The sequence below is a fragment of the Asaia sp. Ae19-3 genome (assembly GCF_059801175.1).
The window spans coordinates 42,018-64,944 of the sequence record NZ_JBCHWF010000001.1; the positions used below are offsets into that span (position 1 = coordinate 42,018).

The following is a 22,927-nucleotide window of genomic DNA, read 5'->3' on the forward strand; positions in this document are numbered from 1 at the left end:
TAGTGGTGCGAACTATGGGACTCGAACCCATACGCCCCGAAGGACTCGAGATTTTAAGTCTCGTGCGTCTACCATTCCGCCAAGTTCGCACAGCACGGGCTTGCCTCTAGCACGGGGGAGGGGGTGTGCAAATCCCCAATGGTCAGCCTAGGGCGAGCAGTCCTGCACCGTGCTTCTTGAGCCAGTTCTGTGCAGTGCGCCTTTCGGGATGAAAACGCTCTACATGGCGCCAGAATGCACGGCTGTGGTCGGAATGCGTAAGATGAGCGAGTTCATGAATCATGACATAGTCGCGCACGTTTCGGGGCATCAGGGCGAGGCGCCAATTGAGCATGATCCGGCCCGTGCGGGCGCAGCTTCCCCAGCGTGTCCGGGCATTGCCGCACACGATACTGGTGGGGTGACATCCCATTGTAATGGCATGCTGGCTGAGTTGCGGGGGCAGGCTGATGGCTGACTGATGTTTGATGAAAAACAGGACGCGCGTCTCGAAGCGGTCGATCGCACCGCCTATCGTCAGGCGTGACGCTTCCAGTAACGCCGGCCGGCGCTGATCCGGGTCGTGATGCAGGGTGATTTCATGGTCATTGAGTGTGATCGTCTGCAAAGGCACAAGCCTCGGCGCTGCAGGCAGTGCAGCGAGTTTCTCGTCTATCCAGACCGAATGCGCAGAAACAAACTCCTCGGCGCGTTTGGGCGAGAGCGAGAGGGGGCAGGTAACCACGGCTTGTCGCAGCACAGGGTCTATGCGCAGCGAGAGGCGGCGCGCTCGCGCAGAGCGACGCCAGAGGATGGGACGGTCTCCCGTATTTACCACGGGGTCTTGCGCGGCTTGCGCCTGCGTTTTTTGCGCGCAACGCCTGCGGGGATCTCCGCGGGCCAGTCGACAAGATGATCTTCGAGCAAACCAGCTTCGCGTTCGCTGATCATCTTGCCGCGTCCGGAAATACTCGCTTCATGGATGGATTCTGCAGAGCCGGATCGCAACGGATGCCATTCAGGCAGATCCTGACCATCGCGTATCAGAATATAGGCGCAGCTTGGCGGCAACCAGTCGATATCGGCCAGAATGTCCGGGGTAAGCGAGACGCAGTCCGGCACCTTGCGAAAACGGGTCTCATAGCTGGAGCAGCGGCAGGATTCGAGGTCGAGCAGGCGGCATGCGACATTTGTAAAATAGATCGCATCGGTTTCCTCATCGCGCAGCTTGTGCAGGCAGCATTTGCCGCAGCCATCGCAGAGTGATTCCCACTGCTCTTTGCTCATGTCTGAAAGAGAGGTGGTCTGCCAGAAGGGGAGCGCAGAGTCAGCCATGGGTGAAGCTCGCAAGAAACAGGCAAAGCGTCAGACAGAAGGCAAAGCAAAGGCCGGACAGGGCTACTGGCAGACGCAACAGCGGCAGCCATAAATGGCGTATCCTGGCTGAACGCCCCATCCCCAACCCCGCTGCGGCGCGGGAAAGCCCCTCGATTTTGCCTGAAAGACGCAGGGTGACGGGTAACAGACAGAAGGGAACAATCAGAAAGCCCGCGCCAAACAGCGCGCCCTTATGCACAGCCCCTGTCCGGATGACGCTCAGCCAGCATGCGCCGACCAACCCGCCGGAGGCACTTGCAACGAGAAGGCGTGGCAAGGCCCCTGGTGCGATCACCCGTAACAGGGCAAGAACAACAAGACAGAAGGCCGCTCCTGCAACAAGGAGCGCAAGCGCGACCATCATGGCGTCGCGGTCAGCCAGGTCTGAAAACGTTTTTGCAGGGCGTCGAAGTTGATGGCCCAGAAACTGTCGCTCATCGCTAGACTGCCCAGATCGCGTCCATCCTGAGGGGCATCCTGCGTGTCGTCATGCAGCGGCGTCTGATCGCGCAGCATCTTGATGATTGCGTCTGTCTGATCGGAGGGCACATTGCGAGGGATCGCCCAGGACAGCTTCTGGCGAAGCGACTGACGCCACTGGGTCGCAAACGAGACTTTTGGACCCAGATCGGCCAGTCGGTCGAATGGGGTTGAGAGCATCAGGGCTGCACCGCTGTTCATGATGCGGCTTGCTTCTTCGGCGGTGCGCCACCACACGAGATAGGGTTTGAGCTGGTCGAGCTTGCGAAAGGCACGTTCAACCCCTGAAGGGGAGGAAAGAACGCTATAGACGTCGCGCGGTGCGACCCCGTCCGCCATGAGCGCGATCTCCAGCGTGCCACGCGGGTCAAGGCGCAGGGCGCGCTTGCCCGGATGGCGGGCAATATCCCAGAAATCGCTCCAGTCCGGTGCCGTATCCCCCAGACGCCCGCGATCCCAGGCCAGAACGATGCTTTCTTCCCCAGCCTGAATACCGCAGGGAGACGTGGCGGCCATATGTGAGGCAGGCGATGGGCTCGGCGCAGGCAGGGTCTGCACCACGCCATCACGGCAGGCAGCATAAAGCGTGGTGTTGTCGATCATGGCGGCCAGCCAGGGGGCCGTACGCGCCTGAGCGGTCGCACGCAATGTGGCGAGACTGCCATCCCACTCGCGCAGCGGATAGGGCTGGTCGGGCATCAGAAGCGAATGCGCGTCGATACTGCCCGATATGACGGCTAGAACGGGCCGGGCTGTGGCGGCTGTGCGGCTGGCTTTCTTTGCCTTGGCATGACGCACGACATGATGCGCGGCGTGATGCGGCGTCGCCAGGGCAGAGAGGGGCAGGCACAATGTCAGCGCCATCACCCAGCCTACGCGTCGCAGCAAAGCAGGGCGCAGGCGGCCATGTCTGGAAGAGGGTGAAGACGCGTGCAGGAAACACCCTTTCCGGGCTGGAGGTGAAAGCAGGACTGCCCTTATAGATCGTCTTTCATGGGAAAGGCCACAGCCTGACTGGCCTGCCATGCAAGTTGCAGCGAGGCACCCTGGGTGACGCCGCGCATCGACTGCAGAAGCGGGCGGCGCATCTCGATTTCACCGCCATCGGCCAGACGCAATCTGAAGCGGATATGCTCACCCGTATGCAGAACCGACTGGATGTTTGCCAGCAAAGGGGCTGGCTCGTCGTCGCCTGCCATGGGAGCGCCGAAAAGAGGGGTCATGCGGTCAGGACGTATGCAGAGAATACACAGCGCATCCTCGGCAAGTTCGGCATCGGCCATGGCCTCGACCACACCGCCACAGGCGAGGTGAATGCGGGCGATATCATCCTCAATCTCAAGCACTCGCCCGGTAAGGAGATTGGCCTCGCCGAACAGGCTGGCACTGCGGGCGTCACTGGGGCGCTCCATCAATATGGTTGCGTCGGCACATTGAACCAGCGCGTGCCGGTCAAACAGGGCGATGCGTCCGCCAAGCCAGAGCGCATCCTCGCGACTGCGGGCAGCATGAACAAGAGTCAGCCCCAGCGCCCGTTGCAGTCTGGCGACCAGATCGCGCGTCTTGCCGGCCGCACGCAGGTCGAGTTCGCTCAACAATCCGTCGAGAACAAGCACTGATGGCGCCCCGGCCAGAGCCCGGGCGAGCTTGAGTCTGACGGCTTGCTCCGGCGTCAGCAGATCCGCACGCTGGTCGCTCTGGGCATCAAGGCCGACAAGGGCCAGCATTTTCCTGACGGTCGTATCGACAAGCTGTGCCGTAGCGCCTTTGGCGCGCAGAGCCAGGGCGATATTGTCGGCAACGTCGAGATGGCCAAAAACCGGGTCTCTCGGTGAGACCAGCACAATGCCCCGCTGCTCCGGAGGAATACCGGTAATGTCCTGCCCGTCGAGGAAAATGCTTCCGCCTTCTGGTATCGCAAAACCCGCAAGCACATCGCAGAACAGGCTGAGACCCTGAGGGTCATTGCTCAGAAGGCTGAGCGCTTCTCCCTGACCGAGGCGCAGGGAGAACGACTCCGCAGCCTTTGCAAGGGCAAGCGCCTCGATCACGAGAGGAAATTTGCGATCACGTGATGACGCAGACATGAAACCTCGCCTCTCTTCAGAGCGTTTGAGCCTCAACCAGTAAACGCGGTTCTCGCCGCGCAAGGAGTTGTGACATGAGCAAGACAGACGTCAAGCACACCGCCGATGCCGCTGCCAAGTCGGCGCAGGAGCAGATCGACAGCCTCAAGAGCCAGCTTGAACAGCTTCTGAAGGACCGCATCAACCCGGCCCTGCTCGATGTTGCCGACCGTGCCGATCAGGCAGTTGCCAATGCACGCGAGATCACCGATGTTCAGCTGCACAATGCTGAAGCACGCGTTCGGGCCCGTCCGATCGCTGCTGTTTTGATTTCTGCCGTCATTGGCTTTATTGCAGGACGTGTCTCCAAATAGGCTGTCCTCTCGGAGACAGGGCGGCCTCTCGTTCCAACCCGTATACGGGGCGGGCAAGGGGGTCTGTCCTGTTTCAGACCCGATCTTGTGGCTTCGCCCCTGATACGATCACACGATAAAGGCTAGCGAATCTCCATGAAGGTCATCGATGTCGGGCAGGAAGCCCTCAAGGCACAGGGTGAGGTGATGCAGCGCGTGGCCATGCGCATCGGTCGCCGTGTTGCCTATTTCATCATTGCCGCCATCTTCGGCCTGTTCGCCCTGGTTTCATTTCATGCGGTACTCTGGGCTTTCGCCTATAGCGTATTGCACTTCTCGGCCTTCGCCGCTGCCTGTTCGGTGCTCGGGGTCGATCTGCTTTTCGTGATCATCTTCGCGCTTCTGGGTACGCGCAACATTGCCGACCCGGTTGAGTTCGAAGCCCGTCTGCGCCGCGACCGCAAGATGATCGAGTTCAAGCAGACACTTGCGCTCTCGACCCTGATGGGTCTGCTCATTGGTCCGGTGGGGCGTTTTACCGGCAAGCAGATTTTCGTTGCATTGCGGAATATCTTCGCCCGACGGTAGGTGCCATAAAGCGCTTGTGACTATTCCTGCCGGAAATCTAATGCAAAATTCAGGTTTGCCTTCTGGCAGGAGCGTTCTGTTTCTTCTATGACCTGTCGGCAGGTGCTTCAGATCGGTTGTCCGAAGCGCCCCGGGTTCGGTCAGGTCGTATCATCTGGTGTCCGCATCCTGGCGAGATGATGAAGAACTGCGCTTTTCCATCAAGCCGGGCCATGCTCTCCTTTTTCTGATCCCGAAAGGTCGATGCTGAAAGGGAAGAGGGAGGCAGATGCTCGCAGAATTCAATCTTTTCGGCGTATTGATCTCTCCCATCGCCGTCTATTCGCTTGCCGCGATCCCCGTGACCCTGTTCATCCGTTTCCTGCTCTGGCGCACCGGCGCCATCGAGTGGTTCTGGCATGTCGCCCTTTTCGAGGTGGCGCTTTATGTGTGCGTGCTGTGCCTGATGGTGCTGTATGTCTGAACAGCCAGAGCCTCTTACGGGTTCCCATGTAAGCCGATCCACCCCCTCACACCATGGCAAGGAATCTCCTTCGTGCTGCTCGCCCGTACGCTGATCCGTGTTTTCCTGACATTAGCAGTGCTCGGGGTGACGCTCCTTCTGGGCTACACGCTGTGGGAAACTTACATGATTGCCCCTTGGACGCGTGACGGGCGCGTGCGTGTCTATGTTGTGGACGCAGCGCCTGAGGTCTCGGGTACGGTTGTCAGCGTGCCGGTGCATGACAATGATTTCGTCCATCGTGGCGATCCGCTTTTCGTCATCGATCCGGTCAGGTTCCGCCTCGCCATCAGAGAGGCTGAAGCCCATCTCGCCAGTGCGGAAGAAGACCTGAAACTGCGGCGTAATGACGCCAAGCGTCGCATGGGGCTGAACGGTATCGTCTCTGCCGAAGAGCAGGAAATCTACAATTCGAATGTCGAGACGCAGGAGGACGCGGTCAATGCGGCTCGGGCGACGCTCGATGTGGCGCGTCTGAACCTCCAGCGTTCGATCGTCTATTCACCTGTCGAAGGCTATGTGACCAACCTCAACCTGCGTGTGGGCGATTACGCGCATGAGGGCCAGTCGCGCATGGCGGTGATCGATGCCGACAGCTTCTGGATCAACGCCTATTTCGAAGAGACGAAGATGTGGGGCGTGCATGTGGGGGACGTCGCCCGCGTCAAGCTCATGGGGTATCGCGAGATCGTGCCTGCGCATGTGGTCTCCATTGCCCGCGGCATCAATGACCAGAACGGCTCGCCGGACAAGCTCGGCCTGCAGGACGTCAACCCGATCTTCACCTGGGTGCGCCTGGCGCAGCGCATCCCGGTGCGTATCCATCTCGATCGTGTCCCGCCTGAGGTCATTCTTGCTGCAGGCATGACCTGCACCGTCACGGTCGGCACGCCTCCCCAAGGGCAGCGTGGGCGACTGACCACCTGGCTCCAGAACCATCTCTGATCATGGTTCCTCTCCCACGCAGGCTCGCCGCCGTCGCCCTCGCAGCCTCTCTCCTTGCCGGCTGCACGGTTGGTCCGAACTACACCCCTGACCGCATGAAGCTGCCGGACGGGTTTGTCGAGGCCGATCACGCCGCCACCCCTGAGGAAATCGCGCGCACGGAAGCGGAGATGAAGGAGTGGTGGGGGCAATATAACGACCCTCTGCTCAACAAGCTGGTCGCTCAGGCCATTAAGGGCAATTACGATCTGCTCATTGCCGATCAGCGCATCATCGCCGGGCGCGCAATGCGTGAAGAGGCGGCTTCAGCCTGGTATCCGCAGCTTGATGCCAATGCAGGTGGTGGTTCGAGCCGTTACTCGATCAACATCGATAACTGGCCGATCCGCCCGGGCAATCCCCAGAACCGCCCCGAGGCGTCAGTGCTCACCTATGGCGCTCAGGCCAGCTGGGAGATCGACGCATTCGGCCGTATCCGTCGTGAGGTTGAGGCCAGCGAGCGCGCCATCGATGTCAGTATCGAAGATCGACGCGCCACGCTCATGACGCTGCTTTCCGATCTGGTGCGGGCTTATATCTCGCTCAGAGGGGCGCAGCTGCGTCTGGCGATCGCGCAGGCCAATGTGAAGAATGCCCAGAGCGAGGTCGATCTCACCAAGCGACTCTATCTCGAGGGTATCGGCAATACGCTGCAGACGGCGCAGGCGCAGAGCGAACTCGACAGCGAACTGGCGTCGCTCGAGCCGCTGAAATCCCAGGTCGATACGTTGAGCCACGGGGTGAGCGTGCTGCTTGGTGACATGCCGGGCGACCTCAAGGCAGAGCTTGAGGCGTTGCCGAACGGCACGGCCTCGCTGCCGGTCATGCCGCAATTCCCGGCTACGCTGCCATCCATCGTCGTGGCCAACCGTCCCGATATCCGCGCGGCCGAGCGTGGCTACGCCGAGGCGACGGCACGTATCGGCGTGGCTGTTGCCCAGCTCTATCCGAAATTCTCGATCCCGCTGACATTCAACCCGAATGCCTCGGCCATGTATCAGGCGTTTCAGGTCAACGCGATGAGCTGGTCCTTCATGATGCTGGCGACCCTGCCGGTCATGCATGGCGGGCGTTTCACCTCGCAGGTTGTCGAGGCGCGTGCCCGTGCGGAGGCGAGCAGGCTTACCTACCGCAAGACAGTACTCAATGCCTTCCGCGAGGTTGAGGACGCCATGACGTCATGGCTGCATAATGATCATTACGTGGCCCAATTGCATCAGGCATCCATCGATAGCGGGCTCGCTGCAGACCGTGCGCGGCGTCTCTATGCGGCAGGTCTGACAGATTACATCAATGTGCTGACCACCCAGCGTACGCTTCTGGGCGCACAGGATCGCGAAGCTGTTGCCCGCACTGCCCGCCTGCACGATACGGTGGCTCTTTATACCGCCATGGGGGCGGGGTGGCAGGGTCTGGCCCTGCGTGACACGGCCTTGCCAATCGATGCCGCCAAGCAGAGTATTCTGGCCAAGGCGTTTTCCCGCTAGGGCCGGTCTCGATGGCTTGTGGTTCCAGGATGAGGGACGCTCTTGAATTGTTTCGCGCCGGACCGATATAAAACGCATGAATTCTGTAGTATTCACGAATAATGAGGAGAAACAGGCGTGAAAGATCCTTATGCAGCGCTTGGCCTGACGCGCGGCGCCACGGATAAGGAGATCCGCAGCGCCTATCGCAAGCTCGCCAAGGAGCATCATCCAGACCACAACCCGCACAACAAAAAGGCCGAAGAGGCCTTCAAGGCCGTCGGTGCTGCCTATGGTATTCTGGGCGACAAGGAAAAGCGGGCGCGTTTCGACCGCGGTGAGATCGATGCCGAGGGTAATGAGCGCGGTCCGTTCGGCCCGGGCGGTGGCGGCGGTTTCCGCGGTGGTCAGGGTTTCCCTGGCGGCGGTGGCGGTCAGTTCAACCAGGAAGATCTGGGAGCATTCTTTTCCGACATGTTCAGCGGTGGCGGCACCGGGGCCGATTTCGGAGGCGGACCTTTCGGCGGTGGCGGCCGTCGTCGCAGCCGTCGCGGTGCCGATCGCTCCTATACGCTGACTGTCTCGTTCGAGGATTCCGTGCTGGGTACGACCAGCCGTGTGACCTTGCCGGAAGCCGGAACGGTTGAGGTCAAGATCCCTGCCGGTATTGAAGATGGTCAGACCCTGCGCCTGAGTGGCAAGGGCGCTGCGGGAATGGGTGAGGGCGCTCCGGCCGGTGATGCCCTCATCACCATCTCGGTGACGCCAAGCACCGTCTATACGCGAGAGGGGCGTGATCTGCGGGCAAGTGTGCCAGTCGATCTTAGCACGGCCATTCTGGGTGGAAAGATCGTGGTGCCGACGCCCAAAGGTCAGGTGACCATGAAAGTGCCGCCCCATTCCGATACAGGCACGGTACTGCGCCTCGGTGGGCGCGGTGTCGCCGAGCATGGCGGACACAAGGCGGGTAACCTCTATGTTACGTTGCAGGTCCGGATCGGCAAGGTCGATCCGGCACTTGAGGAGTTTCTGGCCAAGCAGCAGGCGCTTCAGGGCGAACAGGCCTGATCCATGCCCGTGAAGAGCAGCTTTTTCGACTGGAAACTGGTCTTTACCCGCGAAGTGATGGGAGCGGTTGTGGCGCTTCTTGCCACGGCGCTTCTGGTCCTGCTCTGCTATGGCGGGATGCGTATCTCGGGTGTCTGGGCGGGACTTTAGACTTTCGCTCCCTCATGAGTGTGATATCTCCGGGCAACTGATTTTCATTTGTCCGGACATTCCTCATGAGTTCACTCCCCTCATCCGCGCTGCCGACACGACGACAATCCTTTTCGGTCGTGTTTGCCATCGAGCTGTGGGAACGCTTCGGCTATTACGGCATGCAGGCGGTTCTCACGCTCTATCTGGTGCAGCGTCTTGGGCTGAGCGATGTGGCTGCGAACGTCATGATCGCAGCCTTTGTCGGACTGACCTACATCACGCCAGTACTCGGTGGCTATGCGGGGGATCGTATTCTCGGGCCGCGCCGCACCATGCTCATGGGGGCCTTTGCGCTGATCTTCGGCTATGCTGCGCTCGCTCTGGCTGACCAGCATCGCCCCTTGCTCTTCTTCGCGATGGCCCTGATTTCTGCAGGCAACGGGTTGTTCAAGCCCAACGCCGCCAATCTGGTGCGACGGATCTATGAGGGCGACGATGCGGCGCTCGATGCCGCCTTCACCATCTATTACATGTCGGTCAATGTGGGCTCGACGGTTTCGATGCTCATTACGCCGCTGCTTCAGGATCGCTATGGCCCGGCCAGTGCGTTTCTGACCTGCTCCGGCGGTCTGGTTGTAGGGCTGCTCTATTATTTCTGGCGTCGCCAGTGGATCCACCATGCAGGGTCTGCTCTGGACCAGGGGCCGTTCCAGATGCGGCCTTTCCTGATCGTTCTTGGCGGCTTCGTGCTGACCGTTCTGGTTCTGACCGGTATCATTGCAAGCCCTGGCATCGCGCGGCTCTGTGTCTGGGCAGCCAGTATCGCCATCGTTATTCTGTGGGGGCGGCTCTATTTCCGTTCCGGGGCGCAGGCCCGTCCGGGTCTGCGTCTGACCTTTCTGCTCTGCCTCGAGAGCATGGCCTATCTGATTTTCTACCAGCAGATGATGACCTCGCTCACGCTCTTTGCCCTGCGTGCGGTCGATGGTGATCTGCGTATCGGCGGCGTGACCCTGGTGCATCTGCGTGCCGGACAGTTTCAGGCGCTCAACCCGATCTGGATCATGCTGGCCAGCCCGGTTCTGGCAGCGCTTTACAACCGTCTGGCCGCCCAGGGACGCGATCTGTCTCTGGCGCACAAGATGGTGCTGGGTTTCGGACTGGTCACGCTCGGGTTTTTCATCTGGTGGATTGCCGCGTCCCATACGCAAGATCTGGTATCGGCCTGGGTCATGGTGCTTGGCTATGGTCTCATTTCCATTGCCGAATTGCTGACCATGGCGCTCGGCCTCGCCATTATCGCGCGTTATACCGCAGCCGAGAGCAGCGGTTTCATGATGGGGTCGCTCTATCTGGTCTGGGGCATAGCCATGTATGTGGGCAGCCTCGTGGCCAATTTCGCGGCATCGACGGGCGAGCCCGCTTCTGGCGCTGCTGCCGCAGCCCTCTATGTGCCGCTTTTCCGCGATCTCTTTATCGCCGGTCTGATACTGACCGGGCTGCTAATCTGTCTCCTGCCTTTGGCCAAACGCTGGGATCGCGAACATATGGCGGCGATGGGTGGTTCGGCGATACCGGGCGTCCGTCCGGCCATGCCGCTCGAGGTCGAAGACTGATCTGTTGCACGGCCCTGCCCGTAGGGGCAGGGTTTTGCCAATCGGTCGGGAAGATGCCTATCATCCCTGCGCTCATAACGAGCCTGTTCAGAAGGACGACATCATGAAGCCGAGCTCACGTTACGCCCTCGCCGGTCTGGCCCTTATTGCCGGAACTGTTGCATCGCCCTGCCTGCCTGTGATCGGCGCCGCGACGCCTGCCATGGCCGCCAGTGCACCGGCTGCAGACGCACCGCTTACGCTCAAGATTCTCAAGGTCGAAGGCAATAATGCCATCACCACCGCAGATATCATGGCGGCTCTTCCCTACCATGTGGGCGACACCGTTACGCGCGAGCAGCTTGATGCCGGGGTGCAGAAAGTGGCCGACCTCTACAAGGCCAAGAATCTCGGGGCGAAATTCAGCGAGAAAGAGCGCTTCGTAAAGAACACGGTGCAGTTCTATCTCGTGATCGAGGAGCAGGCTCCGAGTGCGGCTCCGGCCCCGGCCCCGTTTGTTCTCGACAAGGTCGAGTTCGTCGGAAACAAGCAGGTGCCCACGGCTGAACTCGAAGCAGCAACAAAGCTGCATCCGGGCGCGACCGTCACGGCAGAAGCGGCGACGGCTGACACGGTTGCTATTCAGAAAGTCTATCAGAAGCACAATCTTGGCGTGCAGATCCAGCCTGTAGCCACGCAGCCCAATCACGACAATCACGTCGTGCTGACCTATCAGATCACCGAGAAGTAAAAAGGCGGGCCCCTCAGGGGGCTCATCTCGCCTTAAGGCACATCGTCTTTAGACTATTCGCGTCGGCCGCGTATGAGCGGTATCGCCACGCTCTGCAAAGAGCGTGGCATTCATGATCCATCGGATCGTCTAATCCGATGCCAGCGTAGAAAAAAACGTATCTTCCAGTAGGGTTGGTTCCAGCGTTCCCGGCAGGTAGAGCGGATGTTCCGGGCGTCCACCCTTGCTCAGGCGCATCACGTACAGACGGATCCCGGCCTCGTGCAGGGCAAGAGCCACTTCGTTGCCCTGCGCGCGCAGGGTAGGGTGGGTCGGGGAGCCATAGGCGAGAATGACCTTGTCGGCTTCCTTTGCCATGGCGAGTAGCGCCTCATTATTTCCAGGCCCTACCGGATCGTCCACTTCGAGCAGACGTTTCTGATCGGTACAGCGATAAGCGAAACTATTACCCACAAACATCGCGCCATAGCCCCAGCTGCGCGCATAGCGCTGGCATTTGGCAACGGTACGATCATCGCCGTATTCGGTCGCGACAGATGGGTTCATCATCAGCCACATGATGCTGGGCTTGCGCTCGTCCCAGACGCGATGAAGCCTGTAACGATAACAATCATGCGGACCGTCATAGACAGCCGTGCTGACAACATCGTCCTGAAGGCGCAGGGCCTTGGAAGACCCTACGTGATGAGTCGGGGTTTTCTGATCCATAGGCGGCAGACGCGCTTTCCCATGCCGTGAGAAAGCGCGGAAATCCTTATTTCTTTCTGTTCTTCATCGTGTCGGCCTTGAACGTCTTCAGCGCTGCGAGAGCTTTCTCGACGTGATTGCCGGGGGATTCCGAACTGATCGTCGCGATGATCTGGCCTTCCGGCGCGATCACATACGTCACGCGCTGGGCGATATCGAGCATCGGCATCTTGGCGTCGTAAAGCCGTGTGACCTTGCCCTCGCTGTCAGAGGCGACAGGAAACTGGCCCTTGATCTGACTGACCGAAAAATCATCGAGCTTGCTGATCTTGTCCATGGACACGCCAATGACGCTGGCACCGAGTGCGGAGAACTGCGGCATGGCGTCGGCAAAACCATGGGCTTCCATGGTGCAGCCCTTGGTGAAGGCTGCCGGATAGAAATAGAGAACCACCGGTCCTTTGGCGAGGGCGTCACGCAGGGTGTACTGCATCTCCTTGCCATTCTGGGTGGCTGGCAGGGTAAAATTGGGGGCTTCAGCGCCCTGCTTGAGTTCCGCCCTTGCAGCAGGTGCTGCAAGTATCAGGGAAAGGCCAAGCAGGGTCTTCAGGGGCACAAAGGCTAGACGACGAGGCATGCGATCTCCGCACAAGATCAGGGTCAGAACGATGATCCCGGAGAGACGACCACGCAGGGCGTGTCGCGGCCCATCTTCCGGCAGGCTGCCACGGCATCGTCATGGGAGAGATTGAGCAGACGCGCTCTGTAGAGATGGGCCCGCCCGGACTGCACCGTGGAAACCTGACTACGTGCGCCAGAGAGCGAAGTTCCAGCATGAGTCTGCGCCTGCGCGACGGCGCGCGTTGCCTGGACGGCAGAATTATAGGCACCGACCTGAATGGCCCAGTTCCCGGGCTGCACGCTGCGCGGTGCTGATTGCGTCCGGGTTTCGCGCTGCGCAGGTCGTGGTGTCATGACAGCAAGCACGGGCTCAGCCGAAAGGCGGCGTCCGACCGGAATCGGCTGCACGGGCGCACGACCCGCCCATGCCTGGGCAACGCTGTCGGATGAGGCGCCGTCGTCGTCCTGCGTGTTCGCGCTTGCCATCTGCACCGGAGCGCTACGTGACGGCGTGGTTGCTACGACACCACGGGCAGCCCAGGCAGCACTGACTGACGAATTGCTGGCTGCGGGCGCTTCGGCCACCTGCATTTCCTGCTGGTCGGCACGATAGGTCGCTGTCTGTGCCTGCTGGCGCCACGCCGCACGGACAGACGCCGTCTCGCTGTCACTCTGCGCCACCATCGTCGCAGCAGAGGGGTCGTGTTGGGACACGAGAAGATCGGCAGCGGATCGGTTGCGGGGCCAGATGCCAGCGATCTGTGGCCCGACATGGGCGACGTAACGCCGTGTCTCGCGCGGCAGGGAACGACCGCGACGCAGATAGGAGTCAAGGCTTCCGGGGCCGTCATTATAGGCGGCAAGAAAGCCCGGCGAGCCATAGATGTTGTACATCTGCCGGATATAGGCCGTGCCCGCCATGATATTGTCATGCGGGTCATAGGCGTCATCGCCCAGATTATACTGCGAGCGCATGTCGTCATAGGTGGGCGGCATAAGCTGCATCAGCCCCATGGCGCCGGGCGCTGACGTGGTAAACTGTCCGTTGCGGTCATACAGCCGTCCGCCGGATTCCTGCATCATCACCGAGCGGATCCACGTGCCGGGTACATCGAATCGCGCTGAGGCTTCCTCGATATACGGGCCCCATGGGTCTTCCGGCGGGCCCGGCGGCGCGTAATACGATTTTGCGTGTTCGCGGTAATCGGCTGCCTCCTGGGCAACAGGAATCTGCGGTCTCTGAGGGCCGTTGGCGCAGGCCGACAGCAGGGCCGCAGCGCCCGTAATCATCAGCAGGCGTGAAGATTTCAGCCCCGAAAACAGGAACCGGCCGGCTTCTTCTTGTCCGACCTTGGCATTCAAACGGCGAAAACGGGTCATGATGGGCTTCACCTGATGCAAACCGAGCGTGAACCGCATTCTGCGGCAGGAATGCGGCAAAACTACGGAGCCCTGTTCGAGAAAGATAGCAATAAATTGACGGGAACTCTTTCGATTTCTGTCAGTGCTGCGCGGCAGGCCTCGATGGTTGCGGAAACGGGGCTTATCCGGTAGGGCGAAACCCTCGAAACGTCGCAGAATATGAACCTGCAAAATCCCTTGGAGGGACATGAGCCAGAGTCGATATGCCCGAGCATGGGATGATCTAGCATCAGGTCTGCGCTCCTGGCGGCTCGCCGCCACCCTCGGCTGGACCGATGTCAGGCTGCGCTATCGCGGCTCCGTGCTTGGCCCGTTCTGGCTGACGCTCTCTGCACTGGTCATGGTGGTCTCGATGGGCGTGATCTATGCCCGTCTTTTCCACATGAATCTGCGCGAATATCTGCCTTTCCTGTCTCTTTCCATGGCGCTCTGGCAGGTCGGCTTGTCGAGCCTGCTGCTAGAGTCCTGCACCTGCTTCATTGATGCCGAAGCCAGTATTCATGCGATGAAGCTGCCCTTTTCACTTCAGGCGCTGCGTCTTCTGGTGCGTAATGCCATCGTGTTCGCCCATAGCATTGTCGTGCCGATCGGTGTTTTCGTGATCTATGGCGTTTCTCCAGGTCTGATCAGTCTTGTATCGCTGCCGGGTCTGGCACTCTGGATGATTGACGGCTTTGCGTCCTGTCTGCTGTTGGGTGCGCTTTGCGCACGCTTTCGCGACATTCCGCCCATTATGGGGGCGTTTCTCCAGATCGCCTTTTACGTGACGCCGATCATATGGAAGCCATCCCAGCTTTCGCCGCGTCAAAGCGCTCTTTTGATGCTCAATCCGTTCTACGATCTGCTGGAACTCGTGCGCGCACCGATTTTCGGTACCCTGCCGTCGCTTCCGGTCGTCATGATCTCGGTCGGCCTGAGTGCGTTCTGGTGCTTCATTGCCTTCCTGTTTTTCGCCAGGACGCGTGCGCGTCTGGCTTTCTGGGTCTGAGTTCCATGCCCCTGATCCGCCTGATCGATTACTCGCTGACCTATCCGATGTTCCACGGCAGCGCTCGCTCGCTGAAGAAAAGTCTCTTCAAGGGGGTCAGGAACAAGGTTGCAGACCGGAAGAGCGCTGGTGGCAGTATCGTCAGCAACTCGGACACGACAGTGGTTCTGGCGCTGAGCCAGTTGACCCTTTCGATCGAGTCTGGCGAACGTGTCGGGCTGATCGGGCACAATGGCGCAGGCAAATCGACGCTTCTGCGTGCGCTTGCCGGGATCTATGAATCATCGTTGGGCGTCTTGCATGTCGAGGGCGATCTTCATGCGCTTCTGAGCCCGCAGGCCGGTATGAACACCGATCTCACAGGGCGTGAGAATATCCGGCTTTATGCGCGCTATATCGGTCTTAGCGATTCGGCGACCGTGGAACTTGAAGCCGACGTCGAGGCCTTTGCAGAGCTTGGCGCGTTTCTTGATCTGCCGGTGCGGCTCTATTCCTCAGGGATGGCAATCCGTCTGGGCTTTGGCCTTGCGACAGCACCCCGGCCTGAGGTCCTGCTGATGGATGAGTGGTTCATGGCGGGCGACTCCCATTTTCAGGAGAAGGCACGCGAGCGTTTGACCCGCCTTATCGAGCATGTGCGTATTCTGGTCATCACCTCGCACTCGCTCCCCATCCTGCGTCAATGGTGCACACGCATCATCTGGATGGAAGGCGGGCGCATCCGTATGGACGGCCCGCCGGATCTGGTGATTGACGCCTACAAGGCTGTCAATCACGGGTAATCTCACCCCTTGAAGATACCAGTGATCGAAGCGAGCAGCGCAAGGGCTTCCTCGCGAGGGCGCTGGAAGGTGTTGCGGCCGATGATCGATCCAAAACCGCCACCATCATGAATGCCGCGAATGGTGTCGAGCAGCGCGTCGGTTGTCGCATGTTCGCCACCTGAGAAGATGACGATGCGACGCCCGGCAAAGGTCGATTGCACCACGTGGCGGACACGCGCTTCCATGGTCGAGATGTCGATCTTCTGCTCGAGATAGACGGCCTTGGCGGCGGGCAGAGAAAGGGCGTCGGTCGGGGGCTTGACCTTGATGATGTGCGCGCCGCACTCGGCAGCCATATGGGCGGCATAAGCGCAGATATCGATGGCCGTCTCGCCCGCCTTGTCGAGCATCGGCCCGCGCGGATAGCTCCATACGATCACGGCCAGGCCAGCAGCCTTGGCTTCCTGGGCCAGTTCACGCAGCTCGTTCATCTGGTCGAAGCAGTATTCACTGCCCGGATAGATGGTGAAGCCGATGGCCGAGCAGCCGAGACGCAGCGCGTCGGCGACGGTGCCGGTGACGGCCTGGTTCTTCTCGGTCGCCAGCGAGTTCGAGCTGTTGCATTTCAGGATCAGCGGGATCTGTCCGGCAAAGGTCGATGCCCCGGCTTCAAGCATGCCGAGCGGCGCCGCAAAGGCATTGAGCCCTGCTTCGATCGCTAGGGAGAAATGATAATGCGGGTCATAGGCCGGGGGGTTGGCGGCAAAAGACCGCGCAGGCCCGTGTTCGAAACCCTGATCGACCGGCAGGATGACCAGCTTGCCGGTGCCTGCCAGCACGCCCGTATTCATCAGACGAACGAGATTGGCCTTTGTGCCGGGGTTATCGGCTTCGTAATTGGCAAGAATGGCTTTGACCTGGGGTGTCAGCGACATGCAGCGCTCCTGTTTTATTATTGGCCAGCCCGTGGGAAAGGTGACCGAAGGACTATAACGCTTTCTAACTGTCGCCACCCCGATCCGTTTCTTGCGACACCCGAACTAGCCTTCACAGATTCGACATCGGTTTTTGAACCAATGCATCCCACGGGGGGCTGTCGCGTTCACGCGGCACCTCCGTCCGCGCCCTGCCGCGCCACTACCAGCCTCTCAGGAGGGGAGGGAGAAAGGAAAGATGATGCGACATTTCGGCCTGCTCACCTGCCTTGCGGCTGGTACCTGCCTTTTCTCCCCCTCCGTGATGGCCGAGCCGGTTGCGCTGCTCCATGCCCGACTTGTCGATGGAACCGGAGCCGCCGCAAAACCGGATATGACGATCATCATCGACCACGGGCAGATCGTATCCATCGGCCAGGCGCCTGAACATGGGGTCAGGACACTCGATCTTCATGGCAAGACGGTCATGCCTGCGCTTATCAGCGACCACAGCCATGTTGGCCTTGTCGACGGGATGACCACGGCCTCGCGAAACTATACAAGGGCGACCATTCTTGCGGCACTTGAGCAGTACAGACGCTATGGCGTGCTGACAGTCACAGCCCTGGGGCTGAACAAATCGCCGCTCTTCGATCAGTTGCGTCGTGAACAGCATCAGGGCGTCAATCCCGGTGCAGATCTCTTCGGTGTCGATCAGGGCATTGGCGCCCCGGGGGGCATGCCGCCAGAAGCAATGGTGGACAAGATGGGTCATGACCAGATCTTCCGGCCTCATACGCCTCAGGAAGCGCGTCAGGCCGTTGACCGCATGGCCGATGAAGGCACGGATTTCGTCAAGATCTGGCTCGACGATCTGCATCTCACCAATCCTGCCAAACCACCTCTGCCGTTGCTGGGTGCGCCAGTGTGGCAGGCCGCGATGGCAGAGGCCCATAAGCGCCATCTGCGGGTCGCCGTGCATATTCATGACCTCGATCTCGCGCATCAGGCTCTGGCGCATGGGGCAGATATCCTCGCCCATGGCGTTCGGGACAAACCAGTCGATACGGCTCTGATCACCCAGCTCAGAACAAGCGGGGCCTGGTACATTCCAACCCTGTCGCTGGACGAGTCGACCTATTACTTCGCCGAGCATCCTGAAGTTCTGAGTCAGAGCGTTGTTTACGACGCCATGTCGCCCGCTCTCCGCAATACGGTGGCAGATGAGAACTGGCGCAAATCCACGCTTGCCAAACCCGCTTCGGCCGCTGCCCACGGGGCTCTGGCGATGAACGAGCGCAACCTTCTCGCCCTTTATCGCAGGGGCGTGCATATCGGTTTCGGCACGGATTCAGGGGCGACCCCCCTGCGTCTGCCGGGCTTTGCCGAGCACCGCGAACTGGTCCTGCTCGTGCAGGCAGGCCTCACGCCTCTTCAGGCCATCAATCTCGCAACCCAGCAGGCAGCAGCGCTTCTAGGGCTGCAGGATCGTGGCGTGTTGGCCGTTGGAAAACGGGCAGATCTGCTGGTTATTGACGGCGCTCCGGATCGAACCATATCTGATATCGACCTGATTTCTCAGGTCTGGCAGCGCGGTACGCCTGTCTCTGACGGACTCGTTCCTAAAGGAAAGACACCATGAACCGTCATCTCGGGGCTTTACTGGGGGCAGTACTTCTTGCCTCTCCCTCACTCGCCCTCGCACAGCAGGCTCCCGGCCGTTACGCCGATGGCACCGGAAATAGCGTGATTGACCGCCTGAATTCGTCGCAGCTCAACGATAACTACAAGGGGCCATACTACCATCGAGGGGAGGCACCGCCAGCCTTCAGGCCGGTGCAACTCCCGCCGGAGCCGCCGCCACCGCCGCCGCCGCGCCCTCTTCCCCGTCATCGGCATCATCCTCACCCGGTTCATCCCGGCTATGCCCAGCCTGTCCCTCCGCCGCGCTGAGTACGTCACGTCGTGACCCATGCGGTCATTCTGGCTGGGGGAAGGGGGAGTCGGCTTGGCGGATGCGACAAGCCGCTCCTTCCTCTGGGGCAAGGCACAGTGCTCGAGGCACTGTTGAAGCGTCTTCGGCCGCAGATATCGAAAACGGCGCTCGCTATAAGGGGCGACCAGACTGTCTATGATTCCTACGCCTTGCCGCTTCTGCGTGACGAGTTTGCTGATTGCGGTCCTCTCGCGGGCATCATTTCGGCGCTTGCTTGGGGGCAAAGTGAGGGTGCCTCCAGCGTGCTGACCCTCCCTGGGGACACGCCTTTCATACCGGAGGATCTGCTGCACAGGCTTTCGCCGGGGCCATCCTTCGCGATGAGTCTGGGCCGAACCCATCCCCTCGTGGCGCTATGGCCTACCAATTGCCTGCCTCTCTTGCGCGGCCATGTTCAGGCTGCCCTCGCCTCAGGAGATCGGCGCCAGCTGGCCGTACGTTGTTTTGCAGCCCGGCTCGGCATGCGTCCGGTCTCGTTCAGCGATGAGGGGGGAGATCCGTTTTTCAACGTCAACTATCCCGCCGATGTCGAAGCCCTCGCAACGCGGGGCAGCTAGGCCGCTGGGAGGAGGTCAAACTCCCTGAGCGCTGGCACGAAATTCTCGTTTTCGTGGCGAGAGCGGGCCAGCTTGACCAGCGCAAAACGCTGCAGAGGGTGCAGGGTCTTCCAGATGGCAAGATCGGGGGGGGGCAACATCGTCTTGTTCCGCCTGTGCCAGAACGCAGCCAGGAACAGAAGTGGTTTCGCGCCACAGAGACTCATCATTCGCGCCAAGCGCCTTGGGGGGCTCATCGCAATGCGCTTCGATAAAGGCGATCAGCTTGTCACGATAAACAATCTGTTCCGAGGGAGTCTCGCAGGCAAGATGCATGAGGTCGCGACGGATTTCCGCTGGCAGCTGACTCCATTGTCTCAGGCTCAGCTTGATACCGCAGCAATCGAGCTTGAGGCGTACGCGCATCGGGATGCAGCGTAATGTTCCGGCAAAATCCTGTTCGAAGGCAAAAAAATCAGCGTTTGGGTCAAAACTCATCAGGCGCTCATCTCGACAGCTTCCGGTTTGATCAGACGATGCGCCCCGCAGAAAATGGCGAGGCGATCGGGGCGGGCATTGCCAATAAGGGTCATGTCAGCCTTGCGCGCGACCTGAATGGCGCGATCCGTGGGCGAGGAAATCGCGACCAGCGTGGAAATACCGAGCGTCAGCGCCTTTTCGACCATGTCATAGGAGCAACGGCTCGTCACAAGGCAGAAGCCGCGACCAGGATCGCGTGGTGACTGGCTGAGGATTCCGATGAGCTTGTCTAGGGCATTATGGCGCCCGACATCCTCACGCACATAATGGATCACCCCGTCAGGCGCTGCCCAGGCTGCGGCGTGGACCATATGAACCTTCTGGTTCAGCACCTGCAACTCAGGCAGGGCGGCGAGCGCCTTTCGAATGGCGGGCACCAGAATGCTATGGGCGGAAAGGCTCGCTCCGGGGGTTGCGATCTCGTTGAGATCGGTCACGCCACACAGGCCGCAACTGCTGCTGCCCGTCAGAAGTCGTTGCCCTCTGCGGATCAGTCGGCTGAAATCGACGCCAGGAATGCGGATATGTGCCGAGAGCTGGTCTTCGTGCCGTTCGATATGACAGGAGATCAGATCCGCCGGTGTGGCGATGATCTTTTCGGTCAGAACAAAACCAAGCACGAAATCATGAAGATCGAGCGGTGTGACCATCATCACCGCATAGACATGGAATTCGTTGAAAATCAGCGTCAGCGGCGTTTCTTCCGCGATGCCGAGCTCGATGCGTTCCTGAACGCCGTCAGACCCGATCGCGACGGCATGGCGCAGCAGATGCGCGGCGGCAAGGCTGTCAGGTCGTATCGTCATGGCGTCCTCGCCGACGGGATCACGCGCACAGGAATCGATTTGGCAGCCGGTGTGCCGCTGATTTCATCATAGTGATTGAGCGGCAGAAGGGGGTTGAGTTCGGGATAATAACCGGCGATTGCCCCACGTGGCATCGGGTAGGCGATAGCCACCAGATCATCCACGCGCCGGGAAATACCGTCCGTCGAAAGCGTTTCGAGGCTTACCACCATCTCCTGCTCGAGACCGCGCTCTGCCATGTCTTCATCATTCATGAATACGACCATGCGGGTGTTGTAGATGCCGCGATAGCGATCATTCATGCTGTAGATCGTGGTGTTGAACTGGTCATGCGAACGTATGGTCGACAGGCGCAGCATGGCGTCATCCTCGATCGCATCATCAACGGCCAACCCCGGAAAGAGCAGGAAGCGGGCCTTGCCACTCGGGGTTTTCCAGACCCGACGACGGGGCGGTATATCGAGGTGAAAGCCCTGCTTGTTGCGGATGCGTGCATTGAAATCGGCGTAGATCTCCGGATAGACGGCAGCAATCCGGTCTCGGATCAGACTGTAATCATCCGCGAAAAGGGCCCAGGGGATGGGGCTTTCCGGCAGGGTCGCCTGTGCCATGCCACAGACGATAGCCACCTCCGAAAGCAGGTCAGGGCTCGCCGGTTCCAGCACGCCGCGCGATGCCGTCACAGTCGACATGGCATCTTCGATGGTGATGAATTGCTCGCCCGTTGCCTGACGATCGATTTCCGAGCGGGCGATCACAGGCAGGATGAGCGCATCGCGCCCATGCACGATATGGCCACGATTGAGTTTGGTCGCGATCCCCACGGTCAGGTTGAGGCGACGCATCGCCTCATAGGCGCGCGGGGTGTCGGGAATGGCATGAATGAAATTACCGCCCATTCCGATAAAGACTTTCGCCGTGCCTGCCAGCATGGCCTCTACCGACTCAACCGCGTGGTGGCCATGCGCCCGTGGGGGCTCAAAACCGAAGACGTCACGCAGACGGTCGAGATAGGCCTGGGTCGGTTTTTCGTCGATCCCTACCGTACGGTCGCCCTGCACATTCGAATGGCCGCGAATAGGGGCGATCCCGGCGCCTTTCTTGCCGAAATTCCCGCGCAGCATCAGGAAGGCAGCAATCTGCTGGATCATGCGCGCGCCCTGCTGATGCTGGGTAATGCCCATGCCAAAGCAGATGATCGTCGCGTTGGAGCGCGCATAGATTGCTGCAGCGCGCCTGATCTGGGTTTTTTCTATGCCTGAAACCCGTTCGATTTCAGCCCAGTCCAGCTGCATGATTTCTTCGCGCCAGGGGGCAAAGCCTTCTGTATGCGTCTCGATGAAAGCATGATCGAGAACGGCTTTACCCGCTGCGTCGCTCTCGAAAAGCGCTTTTGTCATGCCCTTGAAGAAGGCGAGATCGCCCCCGATGCGGATATGCACGAATTCCGTCGCGATGGCGGTCGAGCCGCCAGTCGCCATGGGCACAGGATCCTGCGGTTCGGTAAAGCGGATGAGCGCGCGTTCCGGCATCGGGTTGACCACGACGATCGGCACATTGCGTTTGCGGGCATGGGCAAGCAGACCCATCATGCGCGGCGAGTTCGTGCCCGTATTCTGACCGACAATGAAGATGGCCTCGGTATGCTCGAAATCATCCATCACCACGGTGCCCTTGCCGATGCCTATGGCACCGGGTAGCCCGCGGCTGGTGGGCTCGTGGCACATGTTCGAGCAATCGGGAAAGTTGTTGGTGCCGAAGCTGCGCACGAAAACTGAATAGAGAAAAGCCGCCTCATTCGATGTGCGGCCCGACGTATAGAACTCTGCCTCATCGGGGGAATTGAGCTGACGCAGATGGCAGCCGATCAGGTCGAAAGCCTCCTGCCAGCTGCAGGGAACGTAATGATCCGTCGTCGGATCGTAACGCATGGGCTCGGTGAGGCGGCCCTGCTCCTCCAGCCAGTAATCGCTTTGGTCAGCGAGCGCCGATACGCTGTGTTCGGCGAAAAACGCCCGTGTGACACGCCTCTTGGTCGCCTCGACCGCAAGTGCCTTCACACCGTTTTCGCAGAACTCGATCTTCTTGTGATGTGTCGGATCGGGGAAGGCGCAGCTGGGGCATTTGAAGCCCCCCGGCTGGTTCATGGAGAGCAAAGCGCGCGAACCCTTGCCGACAACGCTCTGTTCCAGAAGGGCTTTTGCTGTTGCCCTGACAGCACCCCACCCACCTGCCGGATGATGATACGGCTTGTGGATGGTCTTGCGATCGGGCATCGGGCGGTTCTCCGTTCAGGGGGCGGCGCCTGCCAC

General features: G+C 60.2%; 26 protein-coding genes, 1 tRNA gene and 1 pseudogene. 14 read left to right on the plus strand and 14 right to left on the minus strand.

Translation table 11 applies throughout. The features are described from left to right. Positions 1–3: 3 nt before the first annotated feature. The 6 genes from AAID99_RS00190 to AAID99_RS00215 all read right to left on the minus strand — a co-directional run bounded on the left by AAID99_RS00190 (position 4) and on the right by AAID99_RS00215 (position 3,923). Positions 4–89 (minus strand) — tRNA-Leu (locus tag AAID99_RS00190). Between the two features lie 53 nt (positions 90–142). Further along, a complete protein-coding gene (locus tag AAID99_RS00195) occupies positions 143–817 on the minus strand; it encodes a M48 family metallopeptidase (RefSeq protein WP_498492640.1) in 675 nt (224 codons plus the stop codon). Further along, positions 811–1,314 carry a YcgN family cysteine cluster protein gene (locus AAID99_RS00200; RefSeq protein WP_498492642.1) on the minus strand — a complete coding sequence of 168 codons (504 nt, stop codon included), beginning with the start codon at positions 1,312–1,314 and terminating at the stop codon, positions 811–813. The genes AAID99_RS00195 and AAID99_RS00200 overlap by 7 nt, the downstream gene beginning before the upstream one ends. Next, a complete protein-coding gene (locus AAID99_RS00205) occupies positions 1,307–1,720 on the minus strand; it encodes a hypothetical protein (RefSeq protein WP_188424472.1) in 414 nt (137 codons plus the stop codon). The genes AAID99_RS00200 and AAID99_RS00205 overlap by 8 nt, the downstream gene beginning before the upstream one ends. Further along, complete coding sequence (locus tag AAID99_RS00210) at positions 1,717–2,700, minus strand: extracellular solute-binding protein (protein WP_498492644.1); 984 nt, start codon at positions 2,698–2,700, stop codon at positions 1,717–1,719. Before AAID99_RS00210 ends, AAID99_RS00205 begins: the two co-directional genes overlap by 4 nt. Before the next feature lie 113 nt (positions 2,701–2,813). After that, on the minus strand, positions 2,814–3,923 hold the full coding sequence (locus AAID99_RS00215; RefSeq protein ID WP_498492646.1) for an ABC transporter ATP-binding protein: 1,110 nt from the start codon (positions 3,921–3,923) through the stop codon (positions 2,814–2,816). A 74-nt stretch (positions 3,924–3,997) separates the two neighbouring features. Here AAID99_RS00215 and AAID99_RS00220 point away from each other — a divergent pair, with 74 nt between their 5' ends. From AAID99_RS00220 to AAID99_RS00260, 9 genes are all read left to right on the plus strand, one after another. Then, positions 3,998–4,276 (plus strand): hypothetical protein, encoded by a 279-nt coding sequence (locus AAID99_RS00220; RefSeq protein WP_188424478.1) that lies wholly within the window; start codon positions 3,998–4,000, stop codon positions 4,274–4,276. Positions 4,277–4,411: 135 nt separating this feature from the next. Next, the gene (locus AAID99_RS00225) at positions 4,412–4,843 is read left to right on the plus strand and encodes a hypothetical protein (protein WP_498492648.1); all 432 of its coding nucleotides are present in this window, start codon (positions 4,412–4,414) and stop codon (positions 4,841–4,843) included. A gap of 268 nt (positions 4,844–5,111) precedes the next feature. Then, positions 5,112–5,306, plus strand: coding sequence for a DUF1656 domain-containing protein (locus tag AAID99_RS00230; RefSeq protein WP_025840443.1), 195 nt, complete (start codon positions 5,112–5,114; stop codon positions 5,304–5,306). A gap of 72 nt (positions 5,307–5,378) precedes the next feature. Continuing rightward, a complete protein-coding gene (locus tag AAID99_RS00235) occupies positions 5,379–6,290 on the plus strand; it encodes an HlyD family secretion protein (RefSeq protein WP_188424482.1) in 912 nt (303 codons plus the stop codon). A gap of 2 nt (positions 6,291–6,292) precedes the next feature. After that, the gene (locus tag AAID99_RS00240) at positions 6,293–7,816 is read left to right on the plus strand and encodes an efflux transporter outer membrane subunit (RefSeq protein WP_498492651.1); all 1,524 of its coding nucleotides are present in this window, start codon (positions 6,293–6,295) and stop codon (positions 7,814–7,816) included. A gap of 117 nt (positions 7,817–7,933) precedes the next feature. Beyond that, positions 7,934–8,863, plus strand: coding sequence for a DnaJ C-terminal domain-containing protein (locus AAID99_RS00245; RefSeq protein ID WP_498492653.1), 930 nt, complete (start codon positions 7,934–7,936; stop codon positions 8,861–8,863). Between the two features lie 3 nt (positions 8,864–8,866). Beyond that, positions 8,867–9,013, plus strand: a complete 147-nt coding sequence (locus AAID99_RS00250; RefSeq protein ID WP_188424488.1) for a hypothetical protein — start codon at positions 8,867–8,869, stop codon at positions 9,011–9,013. Positions 9,014–9,078: 65 nt separating this feature from the next. After that, the gene (locus AAID99_RS00255; RefSeq protein WP_498492655.1) at positions 9,079–10,611 is read left to right on the plus strand and encodes a peptide MFS transporter; all 1,533 of its coding nucleotides are present in this window, start codon (positions 9,079–9,081) and stop codon (positions 10,609–10,611) included. Between the two features lie 103 nt (positions 10,612–10,714). Next, on the plus strand, positions 10,715–11,341 hold the full coding sequence (locus AAID99_RS00260) for a POTRA domain-containing protein (protein ID WP_188424492.1): 627 nt from the start codon (positions 10,715–10,717) through the stop codon (positions 11,339–11,341). Between the two features lie 129 nt (positions 11,342–11,470). Here AAID99_RS00260 and AAID99_RS00265 read toward each other — a convergent pair whose 3' ends face one another. The 3 genes from AAID99_RS00265 to AAID99_RS00275 are packed head-to-tail and all read right to left on the minus strand — an operon-like array spanning position 11,471 to position 14,029. Beyond that, entirely contained in the window at positions 11,471–12,049 is a 579-nt protein-coding gene (locus tag AAID99_RS00265; RefSeq protein ID WP_498492657.1) for a DUF1643 domain-containing protein, read from the minus strand. A gap of 46 nt (positions 12,050–12,095) precedes the next feature. Beyond that, positions 12,096–12,665 carry a peroxiredoxin gene (locus AAID99_RS00270; protein ID WP_498492659.1) on the minus strand — a complete coding sequence of 190 codons (570 nt, stop codon included), beginning with the start codon at positions 12,663–12,665 and terminating at the stop codon, positions 12,096–12,098. Positions 12,666–12,688: 23 nt separating this feature from the next. Further along, on the minus strand, positions 12,689–14,029 hold the full coding sequence (locus tag AAID99_RS00275) for a transglycosylase SLT domain-containing protein (RefSeq protein WP_498492661.1): 1,341 nt from the start codon (positions 14,027–14,029) through the stop codon (positions 12,689–12,691). Between the two features lie 229 nt (positions 14,030–14,258). Here AAID99_RS00275 and AAID99_RS00280 point away from each other — a divergent pair, with 229 nt between their 5' ends. Both AAID99_RS00280 and AAID99_RS00285 read left to right on the plus strand, forming a co-directional pair. Further along, complete coding sequence (locus AAID99_RS00280) at positions 14,259–15,059, plus strand: ABC transporter permease (RefSeq protein ID WP_188424498.1); 801 nt, start codon at positions 14,259–14,261, stop codon at positions 15,057–15,059. Positions 15,060–15,064: 5 nt separating this feature from the next. Then, positions 15,065–15,841, plus strand: coding sequence for an ABC transporter ATP-binding protein (locus AAID99_RS00285; RefSeq protein WP_188424500.1), 777 nt, complete (start codon positions 15,065–15,067; stop codon positions 15,839–15,841). A gap of 2 nt (positions 15,842–15,843) precedes the next feature. On the opposite strand, the gene AAID99_RS00290 is transcribed toward AAID99_RS00285, so the two are convergent. Then, positions 15,844–16,758: a class I fructose-bisphosphate aldolase gene (locus tag AAID99_RS00290; protein ID WP_188424502.1), complete on the minus strand. Its 915-nt coding sequence runs from the start codon at positions 16,756–16,758 to the stop codon at positions 15,844–15,846. A gap of 238 nt (positions 16,759–16,996) precedes the next feature. On the opposite strand from AAID99_RS00290, the gene AAID99_RS00295 reads away from it, so the two are divergent. The 3 genes from AAID99_RS00295 to AAID99_RS00305 are packed head-to-tail and all read left to right on the plus strand — an operon-like array spanning position 16,997 to position 19,290. After that, the gene (locus AAID99_RS00295) at positions 16,997–18,379 is read left to right on the plus strand and encodes an amidohydrolase family protein (RefSeq protein WP_188424509.1); all 1,383 of its coding nucleotides are present in this window, start codon (positions 16,997–16,999) and stop codon (positions 18,377–18,379) included. Next, complete coding sequence (locus AAID99_RS00300) at positions 18,376–18,690, plus strand: hypothetical protein (protein WP_188424511.1); 315 nt, start codon at positions 18,376–18,378, stop codon at positions 18,688–18,690. Before AAID99_RS00295 ends, AAID99_RS00300 begins: the two co-directional genes overlap by 4 nt. A gap of 12 nt (positions 18,691–18,702) precedes the next feature. Next, positions 18,703–19,290, plus strand: coding sequence for a molybdenum cofactor guanylyltransferase (locus tag AAID99_RS00305; protein WP_188424513.1), 588 nt, complete (start codon positions 18,703–18,705; stop codon positions 19,288–19,290). Here AAID99_RS00305 and AAID99_RS00310 read toward each other — a convergent pair. The 4 genes and pseudogenes from AAID99_RS00310 to AAID99_RS00325 all read right to left on the minus strand — a co-directional run bounded on the left by AAID99_RS00310 (position 19,287) and on the right by AAID99_RS00325 (position 22,891). Next, the gene (locus AAID99_RS00310; protein WP_498494220.1) at positions 19,287–19,526 is read right to left on the minus strand and encodes a nitrate reductase associated protein; all 240 of its coding nucleotides are present in this window, start codon (positions 19,524–19,526) and stop codon (positions 19,287–19,289) included. The two genes, AAID99_RS00305 and AAID99_RS00310, sit on opposite strands and share 4 nt — an antisense overlap. Continuing rightward, positions 19,486–19,767 (minus strand): annotated as a pseudogene (locus AAID99_RS00315) (nitrate reductase associated protein); the annotation flags it as partial. The gene AAID99_RS00310 and the pseudogene AAID99_RS00315, both read right to left, overlap by 41 nt. Continuing rightward, positions 19,767–20,615, minus strand: a complete 849-nt coding sequence (fdhD, locus tag AAID99_RS00320) for a formate dehydrogenase accessory sulfurtransferase FdhD (RefSeq protein WP_188424517.1) — start codon at positions 20,613–20,615, stop codon at positions 19,767–19,769. The gene fdhD and the pseudogene AAID99_RS00315, both read right to left, overlap by 1 nt. Further along, positions 20,612–22,891: an FdhF/YdeP family oxidoreductase gene (locus tag AAID99_RS00325; RefSeq protein WP_498492665.1), complete on the minus strand. Its 2,280-nt coding sequence runs from the start codon at positions 22,889–22,891 to the stop codon at positions 20,612–20,614. Before AAID99_RS00325 ends, fdhD begins: the two co-directional genes overlap by 4 nt. Between the last annotated feature and the right edge of the window lie 36 nt (positions 22,892–22,927).